Raw genomic sequence first — 15,373 nt, 5'->3', positions numbered from 1 at the left:
CTATGGCACAGACGCTGGACTGTATCATTCAAGGCGGAATGGTAATTTTGCCGGATCGAGTGGAAGCACTGGATATCGGCATACACGGTGGGAAAATTGTACAGCTCGCTCCCTCATTAACAGGGCAGCAGGCGCTGCGAGTAATTGATGCAACCGGATTGTATGTGTTGCCGGGCGCGGTCGATATTCATGTCCATTTTAATGAACCGGGTCTGGATTCATGGGAAGGGTTTGAGACTGGATCGGCTGCGCTGGCAGCAGGCGGCATTACGACGTATGTAGATATGCCGCTCAATGGTGTACCGCCAACGACCAATAAGAAACGTCTCGATTTAAAGCAGCAAGCAGCCCACGGCAACTCCTATGTTGATTATGCACTGTGGGGCGGATTGGTAGAAGGCAATATAGATAGCTTGCAAGGATTGGCAGAGGGCGGCGTACCTGGATTCAAAGCATTTATGTCGGAGCCGGGTGGTGATGGTGAAGATATTTTCACAAGGGCTGATCATACAACGCTGCTGGCAGGGATGAAAGAGCTTGCGCGTCTCGGTTATGTGCTTGCCCTGCATGCTGAAGATGAGGAGATCGTAGCCGCGCTCGCTGCTGAAGCGCAGGCAAAAGGCAGAGTTGGAGAGCTGGATTATGCGCATTCTCGTCCGATTGAAGCGGAGACCAGCGCTGTAGAACAAGCGTTGCAGCTAGGTCAGGCGACGGGTTGTGCATTGCATTTTGTGCATATTAGCAGTCGTGAAGCGGTGGAATTGATCGCAGCAGCGAAGGCAAAAGGACAGGATGTAACGGTGGAAACGTGTCCGCACTATCTCGTACTTACCGAGCAGGATTTGCTTCACAAAGGTGTGGTGGCGAAGTGTGCGCCGCCGCTGCGTTCGGCAGAAGAGCAGGATCGCCTCTGGCAGGCAATGCAGGAAGGCATGATCGATATCGTAGCTTCCGATCATTCGCCGTGCCCACCGAAGATGAAGCAGACGGATAACTTTTTCAAAGCATGGGGTGGTATTTCAGGTGCACAGAGCACATTGCTGTTGATGTTGGAAGAAGGTTATCATCGTCGCAGCTTAACATTGCCTGCATTGATGTCGATGCTGGCAAAGCGTCCAGCCGAACGACTTGGATTAGCTCATGCGAAAGGAAGCATTGCGCAAGGGATGGATGCCGATCTGGTACTGGTTGATCTGAGCCGTGGCAAGATGCTGGAACGAGCGGATTTATTAGATAAGCATCGTCAAAGTCCATACATCGGCTATCCGTTCTCATCGACGATTGTGGAAACGCTGGTGCGTGGCCGTACCGTTTACAGTGAGCAGCAAGGTCTGGCTACGGAGCGAATCGGACAATGGGTTGCGTATCAGTCGGGAGGTGTTACTCATGGCTAAATCAACAGCACAGACGGCAGCGCTATTGGAGCAATATTGTGAACGACTGCAACCGATGCTGGATTGGCTAGCTCGTTACGGAGCAGATCCGCAGGGCGGTGTCAGTCGACTTTTATATACGCCAGAATGGGTCGCCGCGCAGTCTGCATTGGCGCAATATATGACTGAGCACGGACTGGATGCCTTTTATGATCAGGCTGGGAATCTGACTGGCAGATTGTTAGGAACAGAACCGTCGCTGCCAGCGATTGCTACAGGCTCCCATATCGATACGGTCATTATGGGCGGTAAATATGATGGTGCCTATGGTGTCGTAGCAGCTGTACTGGCACTGGCTTATTTAAAAGAAGCGTATGGCCCTCCGAAGCGCACGCTGGAAGCTTTATCGCTGGCAGAGGAAGAAGGCAGCCGCTTTCCACTCACATACTGGGGTTCAGGCAATATAACTGGAAAATATACCGTGCAGGAGCTGCCGCATGTGCAGGATCGCAACGGGATCACGCTTGCAGAGGCGATACAGGCAGCTGGATTTGGAGCAGCATCGCCCTATGTATCCGGTCGCCGAGAGCCTGGAGCGTATATCGAGCTTCATATTGAGCAAGGCTGTGTGCTGGAGCGTAGCGAGCAACAGATCGGTGTCGTAACCGGCATTGTCGGGCAGCGCCGCATTGAAGTTCGAGTTACCGGAGAAAGCAATCATGCGGGCACGACACCGATGAGCTGGCGCAGTGATTCACTTGCCTGTGCCGCCGAGATGATCACGACTGTGCGCCGTACTGCACTGGCGGAAGGTGATCCACTTGTCGCTACAGTTGGTCATATTCAGCCATTTCCAGGTGTATCGAATGTGATCGCCGGAGAAACGATGTTCACGCTGGATATCCGCCATCTGGACAGTCAGCGATTGGATGAATATACCGAGCGCCTTCGCAGCGAACTGGCTGCGATGGCTGCTAGAGAAGGCATGACTTTATTCTGGCAGGAAAATCTGCGTGCTGAGCCGGTATTGATGAACGCAAACATGATCGATGAATTGCAACAGATTTGTGAGCAAAATGGCATCCGTAGTCGTCAGATGCCAAGTGGAGCAGGACATGACGCTCAGGTTTTCGGCATCATGTGTCCATCGGCGATGATCTTCGTGCCAAGTCGTGATGGTATCAGTCATAATCCAATGGAATATACGGCACCCGAAGAGCTAATACAGGGCTTCCGCGTGTTAACACAATGGTTATATCAAACTGCTTATTGAGGTGAACGCCATGAAACAGTATAAAGAGCTTTCCCCGCCGCCGCGTACGATTATGACACCTGGACCGGTTGAAGTTGATCCGCGTGTGCTGCGTGCATTATCCTATCCGATTCTGGGCCAGTTCGATCCTGCTTTTACCGAGTTAATGAACGAGACGATGGAAATGCTGCGCGGCCTGTTTGTGACCGACAATCAGTGGTGCTATCCGATTGACGGTACATCGCGTTCCGGTCTGGAGGCGGTATTAGTAAGTATTATTGAGCCGGGTGATCGTGTGCTTGTGCCGATCTATGGTCGCTTCGGTCATTTGCTGACCGAGATTGCAGAGCGTTGTGGTGGCGAAGTGATGACGCTGGAAACCGAGTGGGGAACCGTGTTCGAGCCGGAGCAGGTAAAGGAAGCGATTCGGAACTTCCGTCCAGCCATTGTCGCGATGGTGCATGGTGAGACATCTACAGGTTGTATGCAGCCGCTGCGTGAGATTGGTCACTTTTGCCGTGAGCAGGATGTATTGTTCGTTGTCGATGCAGTCGCCACCATTGGTGGTGTACCGCTGTATGTAGATGATTGGAAACTCGATGCGGTCATTGGCGGTACGCAGAAATGTCTATCCGTTCCGTCAGGTATGGCGCCGATTACGTACAATGAGCGGATTGAACGCAAAATTTTGGCACGTAAAAGTATTGAGCGCGGACTGCGTATGCCGGGCGATGAGATCAACAGTCGCCGCATTAGCAGTAACTATTTTGATCTGGCGCAGCTACAGGATTACTGGAGTCCGGCACGATTGAATCACCATACTGAAGCGACTTCGATGCTATATGGTTTGCGTGAAGGGTTGCGCATTTTGCATCAGGAAGGGCTGGATGTTCGCTTTGAGCGTCATCGTCAAAATGGTGCTGCGATCGTAGCAGGGGTGAAGGCGATGGGACTGGAGCTGTTTGGCGGTGACCAGCATCGCTTGCCTGTCGTTACGTGTATCGAGATTCCACCTGGTGTGGACGGTGAAAGTGTACGTTCGATGCTGTTGAACGATTTTGGAATTGAAATTGCCAGCTCATTTGGCCCACTAAAAGGACGCATCTGGCGTATTGGCAGCATGGGCTACAGCAGCAGTCGCAAAAATGTACTGCATGTGCTTGGCGCGCTCGAAGCGACATTGATTTATCATGGGGTGAAATTGCCTGCTGGCGCAGGTGTACAGGCTGCTCTAGCAGTGTATGCAGGCAAGGAGGAAGTGATATGCTAATGAACATTATGCCACAATCGCGCAAAGGGATGGTTGCTGCGCCTCACTATCTGGCGAGCCAGACCGGAGCATTCATATTGCAGTCCGGCGGAAACGCCATTGATGCTGCCGTCGCGATTAGCGCGGTGCTTGGTGTAGTGTATCCGCATATGACAGGTGTCGGTGGAGACTCCTTTTTCCTTATTCATGATAGTAAAACAGGCACGGTGAATGCTTATAACGGAAGTGGTCGCTCTGGCATGCGAGCGACAGCTTCCTTTTATACCAAACAAGGCTTTGAAACGATTCCTCAGCGCGGGCCACTGGCAGCAGTCACGGTGCCAGGCATGGTTGATGCGTGGGAAGCCGTATGGAAAAAGTATGGCAGGCTAGCATGGGAGCAAGTGATGCTGCCGGCGATCCGGTATGCGGAAGAAGGATTTCCAGCATCGCCCAGTCTGGCACGCTGGACGGTACGTGATCTGGAATGGTTGCGCCAGGATACGTATCTGCGCGAAACGTTCCTGCGTGATGGACAACCACTGTCAGAAGGTGAGCTGGTTGTACAGCCACGGCTTGCCGAAGTATTGCGCGGTGTGTCGGCGGAAGGAAGAAGCTACTTTTACGAAGGTGCTTTTAGTCGACGAATGGGTGCCGCTACCGAGCGTGATGGCAGTCCATTAACGGCAGATGATTTTGCCGCTCATCGTGGCGAGTGGGTAGAGCCTGTATCGACTAGTTATCGTGGTCATGACGTGTATCAATTACCACCGAATACACAGGGTTTCTCACTGTTGATGATGCTTAATATGCTAGAGCATACGGATGTGTCGGCGATTGCACGCTTCTCACCAGAGTTTTACCATCTAATGGCGGAGACGGTGAAAAAGGCATTTCGTGATCGAGATCGTTATTTGACCGATCCGGCATTCCGCGACATTCCGCTGGATCGTTTGCTGTCCAAAGCGTATGCATCTGAACTATGGCATGAGCTGCAATCTAGCCCGCAAGCAGCAGAGCATTTATCCGCCATGATGGGACAGGATACGGCATATGCAGCGGTAACAGATGATGAAGGCAATGCGGTTTCGTTTATTCAGAGCTTGTATTTTGACTTTGGCTCCGCGTATGTGCCGGATGGCTGTGGTGTGATTTTACAAAATCGCGGTTCGTTTTTCTCACTTGATGATCGTAAGCCGAATGTATTGGAGCCGCGTAAACGCACATTCCATACGCTTATGCCAGGCATGGTGTTGAAAAATGGACGGCCGTACTTGCTACTTGGTACACAGGGCGGCGAAGGACAGCCGCAAACCCAGCTATCCATTCTGACCGGTGTGATCGATTACGGAATGAACGTACAGCAGGCGATTGCATTGCCACGCTGGTTGTATGGGCGAACATGGGGCGATGTCAGCGATACGCTGAAGATTGAGCATCGTTCATACGAAGATATCTCGTCACGTCTGGAAGCTTACGGTCATACCGTAGAGGCGGTGCGTGATTACGATGCATTAATGGGCGAAGCACAGGGGATATTGATCGCTGACGATGGAACATTTAGCGGAGCTGCTGATCCGCGTAGCGATGGTCTGGCGATCGGCATTTAAAATTCATTTAGTTTAGCGGCAGATCGTACAGATCATGAAGAAAAAATGCTTTAAAAGAATTAAAGGACTTAACAGTATAAGAAGCATGCAAAGCATCATCGGGATCAGTGAATGTAGTTGTAGAAATGGATACAGCATATAGCTACGATCCAGCAACAGAACGAGCAGCATTAAGCCGGACGCGTTTGCAGAAATGTTATCACTGTAGAAGATGCAGTGTAAACTTTCTCAACGCTCCGGCTTTACTGCAACATGTTCATCGATTGCTTCATAAATAGAGCGATAGCATCAAGAGACATATTGTAGCTGTAAGCAGACTAGAGGGGGAACCAAGAGTGGGAAGCATACTGATCCGTCAGGCACAGATTGTTACGATGAACGCAAGTGAAGAGGTATTCATCGGTGATGTACTCGTCGAAAATAACAAAATTACCAAAATCGGCACCCGGCTCGATGATGTAGCCGATCGTGAAATAGACGCACGTGGCAAAACGCTGCTGCCCGGTTTTATCCAGACACATATTCATCTCTGTCAAACGATCTTCCGTGGACGCGCAGATGATATGGAGTTGATGGATTGGTTGCGCAAACGAATCTGGCCGCTGGAAGCCGCACATGATGAAGAATCGATTTATTATTCAGCACTGCTTGGTATCGGCGAGCTAATTTCCAGTGGTACGACAACGATCTGTGATATGGAGACGGTGCATCATACGGATTCTGCTTTTCAGGCAATGGCACAGAGCGGTCTGCGCGTCATTTCCGGCAAAGTCATGATGGATCACGGTGATGATGTGCCGGAACCACTACAGGAAAAGACCGAAGAATCCCTGCAAAAAAGCGTCGATCTGCTGGAAAAATGGAATGGCTTTGGTGGGGGACGCATCCAGTATGCATTTTGCCCTCGTTTTGTCGTATCGTGTACGGAAAAACTACTAACCGAGGTGCGTGATCTGTCCGCTCGTTATCATGTCAAAGTGCATACCCATGCCTCGGAAAATCGTGGCGAAATCGCACTCGTCGAACAGGAACGCGGCATGCGCAATATTGTATATCTCGATCATATCGGTTTAGCCAACCCGCGTCTGATCCTGGCACACTGCGTCTGGCTCAGTGAAGAAGAAAAGCAAATCCTGCACAAGCGCGGTGTCAAAGTGACCCATTGTCCGGGTTCCAATATGAAGCTATCCTCCGGAATTGCTGAGATTCCCGATCTGATGAATCGCCATATCCACGTTGGCATCGGCGCCGATGGAGCACCGTGCAATAACAATCTCGATATGTTTCAAGAAATGCGTCTGACCGCCTTAATGCAAAAAGTCCCACACGGTCCAACCGTGATGGATGCGCGCACCGTCCTGCGTATGGCAACGATGGGCGGCGCCGAAGTGCTGGGGATGTCCAAAGAAATCGGCAGCATCGAAGTCGGCAAAAAAGCAGACCTCGTCCTGCTCGACCTGAACGACTACCATACGTTCCCATCCTACGACGTAGACGTCTACTCCCGCGTCGTCTACTCCGCCGGCCGCAGCAACGTCGACACCGTCCTCATCGACGGCCAAATCGTATTCGAAAACCGCCAGGTACGCACCATCGACCGCCACATCGTCATGCACGAATCCGACAAGTCGATCAAACGCCTGCTGACGAGAATCGGTTAAGAGCGAAAGTGAATAGGAAATGGAAGAGTGAAGACAAGTTTATATTGTGAACTATGCATGAGTATTTGTTTATTGTAGGTACGTAAACAAAGTAATAAAGAGGACGAATAGAATTAAAGGAATTCAGGAAACGCCTGTAGTTCAGGAATAGATCAAACAAACGAAAAGAGAAGAAAAGACAGTGAAAGAGACATTTTAACAAGTTCTCACATACAACTTATAAAAAAGTGCTATAACTTTACGCTTTTGATAATGAATTTCAAAAACGGCAACCCCTCAACAATGTGCGAATGTTTATGCGCATGCTGCACAAGCACTTCACTGCGGGAAGGAAATAAGGGGAAAGGATGACTTCTAGTGTTAGCGATCTCCTAACACGGGGTGCAATGAAAAAGGATTTTTGCGAAGCAAAATATCGTACTGCTTCTAGTGTTAGTGATCTCCTAACACGGGGTGCAATGAAAAAGTGATTTTTGCGCAGCAAAATATCGTACTGCTTCTAGTGTTAGCGATCTCCTAACACGAGGTTCAATGAAAAAGGATTTTTGCGAAGCAAAATATCGTACTGCTTCTAGTGTTAGCGATCTCCTAACACGGGGTGCAATGAAAAAGGATTTTTGCGAAGCAAAATATCGTACTGCTTCTAGTGTTAGCGATTTCCTAACACGAGGTGTAATGAAAAAGGATTTTTGCGAAGCAAAATATCGTACTGCTTTGAACACGGGAATCTACAATCCCCTCTTACTCCGTAGATTCCTGTGCGAGACCGGAGTCCGTCCCCTTATTCCTTCCCGCAGTGGTGCCCCACCCACCAGCATAAAATCCGCCCACATCCCCCAAAATGAAAGGAGTCTGGAGACATGGATATGAAAGATCTATGTGAAGCTGCACTGCGAGAGGACGAGTATCATATCCGTACTGTGCTTGCCACGGTTGTCCACGTAGAAGGACATGCATACCGTAAGGAAGGCGTCTCCATGATTCTGACAGAGGATGGTCGTCATTATGGCACGATTAGCCCGGGCTGTCTGGAAGACGATCTATGTGCCCGTGTTGAGCAGGCATGGTCCAGTGAACGGGTATGTATCGTGGAATATGATATGCGTCCGAAGGATGATCTATCCTGGGGTGAAAATATCGGTTGTGGTGGTTTGCTGCATATTTTGCTGGAGCCGATCCGCGGCGAGCTGCTTGCATTAATGAGTAATATTTATACACAGCTAGGTCATGGTGAAGTAGTGCGCTTAACGCGTTGTTTCCGTAATGAAGGGGAGCGTGTCCAGTATAGTCTAGTAAGTGGTCACCACATGATGGCAGATTCTGCTGCATCTGTGCTGGCGACTGATCACACAGACAGCATGGACAGCCTCCATACACTCATGCTAGCTCATCATGATACTGCACGACTTCCTGCTGGAGAGACGCAACCTGATTTAGCAGAACCGTATGTATTTATTCGGACGTATCGTCCTAAGCCACGTCTGATCGTGATTGGAGCAGGTGATGATTCGCGAATGGTCAATACGTTAGCACGCGCCGCAGGCTTTGATGTCGTGATCGGTGACTGGCGTACCGCGTTGTGTACAACCGAACGATTTCCCGGTGCACAGTGTGTGACCGGATTTCCAGAGGAATTGTACGAGCAGATTCATCCGGGACAAGGTGATTATGTACTGCTGATGAGTCATAATTTTCCGCGTGAACGAGAATGGATCGAACGGTTACAGGATTGTCCGTATACGTATCTTGGCATTATGGGTTCATCCGAGCGAACGAGAAGATTGCTGGATGGACTACCCAACTATCCAAATCTACATTCACCGGTTGGATTGTCGATTGGTGCAGACGGTCCGGACGAGATTGCGATTAGCATTGCCGCCGAGCTAATCGCAGTCAAACGCGGCAAACAACAGCAAAGTCAGGAGGTAACCCGTTATGGGCATCGTCGCACTGGTACTTGCCGCTGGTAAAAGTAGTCGCATGGGTAGGGATAAGCTGTCTATGCGGCTACATGCCGTATGGGATAAAAGTGAAAGTAAAAGTAAAACCAATACGAATACGAGATCATTAGCAGACCACACTTCCTGTTCACCTGTTTCCGATGTGGCGAACATGAACAACCCTACCGTCGGCGGACGCGTACTATCCACGCTGCTACAGGTGAGTGAGTTGTCATCGATCGTCATCGTGCATTCTCCGCAGTCATCACGGGCATGGAAAGCACAGTGTCGACAACTTCAGCAGCTACATCATGAGCGTATGGAGCTTGTAGTTTGCAAGGATGCTGAGCTGGGCATGTCGTATTCGATCCGTTGTGGCGTGCAATATGTACGCGAGAATTCGCAAGCGCAGGCGATGATGATCGTGCTGGCAGATCAACCTTTACTAGAGCCTGCACATGTTCAGCAGCTGGTAGCGCATATGTTAACGCATCCAGAGCTTCATTACGTAGCCGCCGCCGGACAGGATGGAGCTGCGCCGCCAATTGTGTTTGCTGCATCCATCTGGGATCGTTTGGAACAGCTTTCTGGAGATCAGGGAGCACGTCGTTTATTACAGGATACGAGTCTGCATGGAGAGTATGTGCAGCTGCCAGAGTATTGCTTCTGGGATGCAGATACACCGGTAGCTTTGGAACGGATTCAGCAGTATATAACAGAAATGAGCAAACGAGTAATAGAGCATGAAAGAAAACATTAGGGGGCGAATCTGGATAAAAGTGGCGTTGAAAGTGCAGTAGTGGTAGTGATCACAATAATCATATGATCATAGTAACGATAGTAGTGATTATAGCGATGATGAATTAATCGGCATTAAGAAAAGCAAGCCTTCAATTATTAAACAGATATACAGGTATAAAGTTACCGGGTACGTTGTAAGTACATTGACCAGTTTAAATTGAAAGTTGAACCTACTCTAGGTTATGATGCCTGCCCCTGCATCACGCCATGAATTTATCCTTTCTGTGTATGATCAAAATCCATATTTAATTCGTTCAAGTCAAGATAAGCGTCTCTACTTTAATATACTCAATTTCGAATACATTATATCGTAGCGAATATTGCGCATTACCAGAATAGCTAACAGAACTATTCTGGTATTTGTGTATCCTATTTCGTTATACTTCTTCATTCTGGGCTAGAGCATAGGATCCAAAATAGTGAGATGTCGGTATGAATAACGTAGCTAAGCGATAAATAAATCACTTTGATAAATAACTTAAATAGCTTACTTTCATGCAACAGCCTGAATGCATGTATAACTTTAATTTACAAACCATTCAAACCTGTAACATAAATAAATTAAATCTATCAACACAAATAAGATGATCAACTTGATTTAATGTTATATAATATTACATATAAAATAATTCAGAATAAATAAATCGCCTATAAAGTAATAAAATACTACTAATAAGACACGAAATATATCAATATTCAGTTTAAAAAACAAAAAAATAACCTTATACGCATTTTATCTACAAAATGAAGTTAATTTAATTGACGTGAAATATAAATTTCTATAATATAGGTTCAATATTCATTTTGGAAACGGAGGGTGGCATCATGAATCCACATTTGAGCAATAACGATATGCCGCCGATCGATCAGCCTGTCGTGTGGGAACCAGCAGATGCAGAAGAAGCATTGGCTTTGAAAAGGGAGCATGGCGCAAACGCTGTCTGGGTTGCAGGTGGAACCTTGCTGCGCACACAGTGGGAAGGTGGAATCGCCGCAATACCAGCTCATATGATCCGTCTGGACACGATTGAAGGCATGCGTTCGATTATTGATGAAACGGATTATGTTCAAGTAGGCTCACTGGCAACATTAAAGCAATGCGGTCAACATGCGGCTTTGCAGCAATATGCCAATGCTTTATATATGGCGTGTCGACATATTGCAGCACCAGCAGTGCGCAATCTGGCGACGATCGGCGGCAATGTAGCGTCTGCGGTGGGGGATGCGCTACCTGCTTTGTTAGTCCATGATGCCAGCTTGCTCTGGATCGATGGGGAACATACTCCTTTGCATCATGAGCAGGCTGCGGTTGATTGGATGGAACAGGTACGTATAGGACGGCGCAGCTTGCATGCTGTACTGTTAGGCATTCGTTTTCCTAAAGGACCTGTTATCAGCGGGCATTTGCCAGTACAGTCCAGCGTTGCAGTAGAGTCTACACCTGTAGATTTATCTGCAAATGCAGTATCCTTTTGGATCGATGAGCACGGAGAACGCTGGCGTGAGCTTTGCTTTTTCCGTAAACTCGGTCGGCGTGAAGCATTTACCCCATCATTAGTGACCGTGGCGATGCGCTGCTGGATTAGCGAAAGCGGTGAGTTAACGCGTGTACGCGTAGCGGCGGGTGGCGGCTCTGGGCTGGCGATGCGTTTGCTGCAATGTGAGCTGATGCTAGAAGGACGCATGTATGATGCAACCTGGCTGCCAGAGCTAGCCCGTGTAGCCGCACAGGAATTTAGTAGTTATAGCGATCCATTCGCTGAAGCGCCTTATCGTCAGCAAAGTGCCGGCAATTTGTTAGCGGCAGGATTGTGGGAAAGTATTCGGGATATGGAGGAAGGGAGATGATCGTTGATGCTGCTTAATCGTGAAAATAGTGGAGAACGCTGGCGCAAGCGTCGGGATGGCAAGGAGAAGGTAACCGGTGAGCTGCGTTATTTGACCGATATGACAGCGGAAGGCATGCTATACGCACGCGTGTTGCGTAGCATTCATCCGCATGCACGCATCGTCTCACTCGATGCCTCGGCAGCCGAAGCGTGTACAGGCGTAGTGGCGGTCATCACGCATCTGGATGTGCCCGGTTTAAATCGCTTTGGTATCGCCACGCCGGATCAGCCTGCATTATGCGAGGACAGAGTACGCTATATTGGCGACGCGATTGCTGCTGTAGCGGCAGAGACGCCAGAGCTAGCAGAATATGCATTATCGCTCATTCGTGTGGAATATGAGGTGTTAGAAACGATCACCGATCCGCTGCGAGCGCTGGAAGAGGATGCGCCACAGCTTCATCCCGAAGGCAATGTACTGCATCGCACTTCAGTGAAGCAAGGCCATGCAGATGAAGCGTTTGCCGAATGTGCTCATATTGTGCGCGAGACGTATCGGACGCCGCGTCAAATGCACGCTTATATGGAAACGGAAGGCGGCTTGTTTGTACCGGAAGAGGATGGTCGCTTAACGGTCTATGCTCCAACACAGCATGGCTACAAAGATCGGATGCAGATTGCTCGTATTCTCGGCTGGGAGGAAGAACGGATTCGGGTCGTTTCCAGTCCGATTGGCGGCTCTTTTGGTGGTAAAGATGAGCTGAATGTTCAGCCGTATGGCTCGCTGCTGGCATTGAAAACAGGTCGTCCGGTCAAGCTGCACAATTCACGCAAAGAATCGGTACGCGCTGGATTGAAGCGACATCCGATGACAATTGAAATGGAAACGGGCATCGATACCAATGGGCGCCTGCTCGCACATCGGGTACGTATCGTCGCCGATACAGGTGCTTATGCAACGCTGGGGGCACCTGTACTGAATTTTGCGACCGAGCATGCGATGGGACCTTATCGTATTGCCCATGTGGACATAGAAGGCATATCGGTATATACGAACAATGGCGTATCCGGTGAATTTCGCGGTTTTGGCGGTAATCAGGCGATTTTTGCGATGGAAGGGCAAATGGATCGATTAGCGGAAACGATCGGCATGGACCCGTGGGAATTCCGGATGCTCAATCGCCGACAGCCACATGATCCCGGGCCGCTTCAGCAGGAAATCTGGCGCACCAATGGACTGTATCAGGTGATGGAGGCACTGGAGCATTCCACCATCTGGCAACGCAGACAGTCGCGGCTGGATGCGGGGATGGCAGCAGGAACATTTATAGTCGATACAGATATAGATAGAGAAGGACACGGACAGTCGCAACCGCCGTGGATCAAACGTGGCATTGGCGCAGCGCTTGCCATGCATGGTGCCGGGCTAGGTTACGGTATTGAAGATCCAGCAGGTGGACGTCTATCACTGAATGAAGCAGGACAGATCGAAGTAGCTTTTAGCTATGAAGAATTTGGACAGGGCTTGATTGCAACGATGGAGATAATGCTAATTGATCTGTTCCATTGCGATCCGAGCGATATTAGTATCATTATCGGTGACACTGATCGTGTACCTCATAGCGGTTCCAGTACGGCTTCGCGTTCAACGACGATGGCATGGATGGCATTACAGCGGTTGAAGGTACCGTTTTTGGAAGCTATTTTGCAAGAGGCAGAACGACTGAGTGGAATTCCAGCGCAGGAGCTAACGACAGGGATCGGCGGCATTCGGCGTAAGTTAGATATGGAGAATGTTACTGAGCAAAGCTCGGTCTATGCGAAGGCAGGCAATAACGCAACAGATGAACTTGTCATTTCCTACTCGGAGCTGGCGCAGCAATCGGTACTGGAACAACTTGTGTTTGATACTCATTTCCAATATCCAACGACACCGGATGAAGTGATGGGTGGTCATTTCTTATACACGTATGCAGCTGTAGCAGCAGAGGTGGAAGTGAATACATTAACAGGTAATGTACGTTTGCTGGATACGTATCATACGGTGGCGGCAGGGCCGGTTATTAACCCGATGGGCTTTATCGGGCAGATCGAGGGCGGAAGTGTGATGGCGCTCGGCTTTACATTAACCGAAGATTCGGTGATGGATGACGGTCATTATATGACGAAAAATATGGATACGTATATCATCCCGACGATTCAGGATATGCATCGCTCGCTGGAAGTGGAAGTGATTGAAGACCTGCCGGAAAACGATCCTTTTGGTCCGCGTGGGATTGGGGAGATTGGTTCAGTTGCTCTCGCGCCTGCGATCACGGCAGCGATTCGTCAGGCCTCTGGCGTATGGGTGAATCATTTGCCGGTTGCGCGTGAACGATTAATTCAGCCACTCGGTGTAGGACAGCAGGAAGGAGTGAGTCCGCGATGAATAGAGCAAGCATGAATTGGAACGCTACCATTAATGGAAAACAACGCGAACTGGAAGTGGAGCCGTCCCGCCGTTTGCTCGATGTGCTGCGTACTGATCTTGAACTAACTGGAACGAAGGTATCCTGTGAGATCGGACGCTGTGGTGCCTGCATGGTGCTCGTGGATGGCGAGCCAGTCAATTCCTGCCTAACGATGGCGTATCAGTGTCAGGGCAAGCAGATTACGACCATTGAAGGCTTGCAAGGCGATACGCCAGCAGAGCTGCATCCGATTCAGGAGGCTTTTCTGGAAGAAGGCGGTTTTCAATGCGGATATTGCACACCAGGGATGATCATTTCGACTAAAGCGCTATTGGATCGTAACGAGCAACCGGATGAACAGACGATCAAAGAAGCGCTCTGCGGTAATCTATGCCGTTGTACCGGCTATGGCGGCATTATGCGTGCAGTGGAAAGCGCCGTAGTCAAATGTAAGGCGCAGACTGAAGTGCCGCCTGTAGTGGAGCGATTGTAAGTGTGTCATCGTTAACTATGTTCAGGTGAATAGGAGATGATATAGCTTTTCGTATTCCATCTATCCTTAGAAAAGACTAGGTATGTAAATCAGATAAAAGGTAGATCGGTTTACGATTGACTAGATTGACTATAAAATAGGCACTAGCAAAATAGTATAACTAGCAATAGTGCTATGTTATAAATAATCATTGTTTCATGTGGACAGTCGCATTATAGTATATGCAGTAACAGTAACAGTAACAGTAACAGTAACAGTAACAGTAACAGTAACAGTAACAGTAACAGTAACAGTAACAGTATATAGTAATAGTAATTTTAACACCGCGCTACATCACACTATAGGCAACAGCAGCATGTTCTCTACCCTCTATTGCAGGGATGCTACTGTTGCTATTTTTGTATCCTTTTTATAAAATAAGCAAAATTTAAGCTATACCTTAGCGGCTTCGCTACGAAAAAGTTTTCATAGACGCCTGTTCGTGTTATCATATAGCTTTGGTGCCGGATTTTGAGCCTACAGCAGGAGCAATCTTGCTGGTGGCGAATATATAAATATATGGATTAACGAAGGGCCGTAGGGCTTGATCATGGTAAGGGAACACCCGGAATCGGAAGGATTCACGACTTTGTACCGGAATGCATAAAAGGTATGGAGCAGGCCGTCCACAACGCCTGCATTATGGAACGACTGCCGGAATAACCGGCTGATGATT

At 49.0% G+C, this 15,373-nt stretch carries 10 protein-coding genes; all 10 read left to right on the top strand.

The window, feature by feature from the left end; translation table 11 throughout:
* The first annotated feature begins 2 nt into the window (after positions 1–2).
* The 10 genes from allB (at position 3) to AAHF22_RS01460 (ending at position 14,658) form a co-directional block, all read left to right on the top strand.
* On the top strand, positions 3–1,394 hold the full coding sequence (gene allB, locus AAHF22_RS01505) for an allantoinase AllB (RefSeq protein WP_347323197.1): 1,392 nt from the start codon (positions 3–5) through the stop codon (positions 1,392–1,394).
* Entirely contained in the window at positions 1,387–2,646 is a 1,260-nt protein-coding gene (locus AAHF22_RS01500) for a M20 family metallo-hydrolase (RefSeq protein WP_347323196.1), read from the top strand. Before allB ends, AAHF22_RS01500 begins: the two co-directional genes overlap by 8 nt.
* 10 nt (positions 2,647–2,656) lie before the next feature.
* Positions 2,657–3,895 carry a pyridoxal-phosphate-dependent aminotransferase family protein gene (locus AAHF22_RS01495; RefSeq protein ID WP_347323195.1) on the top strand — a complete coding sequence of 413 codons (1,239 nt, stop codon included), beginning with the start codon at positions 2,657–2,659 and terminating at the stop codon, positions 3,893–3,895.
* Positions 3,895–5,484 carry a gamma-glutamyltransferase gene (gene ggt / locus AAHF22_RS01490; protein ID WP_371834006.1) on the top strand — a complete coding sequence of 530 codons (1,590 nt, stop codon included), beginning with the start codon at positions 3,895–3,897 and terminating at the stop codon, positions 5,482–5,484. The genes AAHF22_RS01495 and ggt overlap by 1 nt, the downstream gene beginning before the upstream one ends.
* A gap of 335 nt (positions 5,485–5,819) precedes the next feature.
* A complete protein-coding gene (locus AAHF22_RS01485; protein ID WP_347323193.1) occupies positions 5,820–7,145 on the top strand; it encodes a 5'-deoxyadenosine deaminase in 1,326 nt (441 codons plus the stop codon).
* Between the two features lie 860 nt (positions 7,146–8,005).
* The gene (locus AAHF22_RS01480; RefSeq protein WP_347323192.1) at positions 8,006–9,115 is read left to right on the top strand and encodes an XdhC family protein; all 1,110 of its coding nucleotides are present in this window, start codon (positions 8,006–8,008) and stop codon (positions 9,113–9,115) included.
* Positions 9,081–9,845, top strand: coding sequence for a nucleotidyltransferase family protein (locus AAHF22_RS01475; protein ID WP_347323191.1), 765 nt, complete (start codon positions 9,081–9,083; stop codon positions 9,843–9,845). The genes AAHF22_RS01480 and AAHF22_RS01475 overlap by 35 nt, the downstream gene beginning before the upstream one ends.
* A gap of 866 nt (positions 9,846–10,711) precedes the next feature.
* The gene (locus AAHF22_RS01470) at positions 10,712–11,734 is read left to right on the top strand and encodes an FAD binding domain-containing protein (RefSeq protein WP_347323190.1); all 1,023 of its coding nucleotides are present in this window, start codon (positions 10,712–10,714) and stop codon (positions 11,732–11,734) included.
* Between the two features lie 6 nt (positions 11,735–11,740).
* Positions 11,741–14,143 (top strand): xanthine dehydrogenase subunit D, encoded by a 2,403-nt coding sequence (gene pucD / locus AAHF22_RS01465; protein ID WP_347323189.1) that lies wholly within the window; start codon positions 11,741–11,743, stop codon positions 14,141–14,143.
* Positions 14,140–14,658, top strand: coding sequence for a (2Fe-2S)-binding protein (locus AAHF22_RS01460; RefSeq protein ID WP_347323188.1), 519 nt, complete (start codon positions 14,140–14,142; stop codon positions 14,656–14,658). The genes pucD and AAHF22_RS01460 overlap by 4 nt, the downstream gene beginning before the upstream one ends.
* The last annotated feature ends 715 nt before the right edge of the window (positions 14,659–15,373 follow it).

Source organism: Paenibacillus wenxiniae (genome assembly GCF_039822605.1).
Lineage (GTDB): Bacteria > Bacillota > Bacilli > Paenibacillales > Paenibacillaceae > Saccharibacillus > Saccharibacillus wenxiniae.
The sequence above is the reverse complement of the archived record's forward strand: the minus strand, read 5'-3'. Positions and strand labels throughout refer to the sequence as shown.

What these genes read in the sequence shown, in the direction of transcription:
- ggt (WP_371834006.1), top strand. Translation starts at nt 3,895, where the DNA reads ATGAACATTATGCCACAATCGCGCAAAGGGATGGTTGCTGCGCCTCAC.
- AAHF22_RS01470 (WP_347323190.1), top strand. Translation starts at nt 10,712, where the DNA reads ATGAATCCACATTTGAGCAATAACGATATGCCGCCGATCGATCAGCCT.
- pucD (WP_347323189.1), top strand. Translation starts at nt 11,741, where the DNA reads ATGCTGCTTAATCGTGAAAATAGTGGAGAACGCTGGCGCAAGCGTCGG.
- AAHF22_RS01480 (WP_347323192.1), top strand. Translation starts at nt 8,006, where the DNA reads ATGGATATGAAAGATCTATGTGAAGCTGCACTGCGAGAGGACGAGTAT.
- AAHF22_RS01475 (WP_347323191.1), top strand. Translation starts at nt 9,081, where the DNA reads ATGGGCATCGTCGCACTGGTACTTGCCGCTGGTAAAAGTAGTCGCATG.
- AAHF22_RS01500 (WP_347323196.1), top strand. Translation starts at nt 1,387, where the DNA reads ATGGCTAAATCAACAGCACAGACGGCAGCGCTATTGGAGCAATATTGT.
- allB (WP_347323197.1), top strand. Translation starts at nt 3, where the DNA reads ATGGCACAGACGCTGGACTGTATCATTCAAGGCGGAATGGTAATTTTG.
- AAHF22_RS01460 (WP_347323188.1), top strand. Translation starts at nt 14,140, where the DNA reads ATGAATAGAGCAAGCATGAATTGGAACGCTACCATTAATGGAAAACAA.
- AAHF22_RS01495 (WP_347323195.1), top strand. Translation starts at nt 2,657, where the DNA reads ATGAAACAGTATAAAGAGCTTTCCCCGCCGCCGCGTACGATTATGACA.